The sequence below is a fragment of the Bartonella sp. AA83SXKL genome (genome assembly GCF_042196965.1).
Taxonomy (GTDB): Bacteria; Pseudomonadota; Alphaproteobacteria; order Rhizobiales; family Rhizobiaceae; genus Bartonella.
Genome location: NZ_JBHIRG010000280.1, coordinates 1 through 605 on the forward strand (window position 1 = coordinate 1; position 605 = coordinate 605).

At 35.4% G+C, this 605-nt stretch carries 1 protein-coding gene; it reads right to left on the minus strand.

All coding sequences use genetic code 11. The features are described 5' to 3' along the window. Positions 1-376: 376 nt before the first annotated feature. A partial coding sequence (locus ACFINO_RS11110) for a hypothetical protein (RefSeq protein ID WP_375655904.1) occupies positions 377-605 on the minus strand: 229 nt, incomplete at its 5' end.

Genomic DNA, 605 nt, shown 5'->3' on the forward strand with positions numbered 1-605 from the left:
CCTGCTTAAAAAGAAATTTTATTAAAGGCTACTTATCCACAGCCTATGACATGAGGTAAAATCAGCAAAATAGTGAATTTTGCTGTTCGTTTCACGTGTTAATCAAGACAAATGAACTATATGCTTTGATAGGTTTTATAGATAGGTTTTGAAGGTTTCTCAAACCTTCAAAACCATTCGAAACTCAGAGATTAGGCGTCCTTTGAAGGTTCACTCTATGAATGCAAGGGGATATGGTTAAGCAAATTTATCCTTTATATTTATGGGGATATTGATGTATTAACCATTGACGGGCTAAACAGTTTTGTTTAGAGGCTTCTTTATATAAATGTGGGGGAGAAATCTTCAGCAATTAAAATAAAGCAGTTTTTGGGTGTCACTTTTCTTTGGTAACAGAGGCATGTGCTTTTGTTAAAAGCGTCATAGAGCAGTGGCTGTTTTGAGTGGGTTTATTAGCGGTTCCATGAAGTTCTTTTAAATCATGCTTCATGAATAGTGCAAAGCGGGGGCAATCTGTATTGTTTTGTGTATTTTTACGCCAAAGTTCTCTTTTGAGAATTTTTCGTGCCATTGTTGTTTTCTTTGGCTTGTTTACAGGTGTAAAT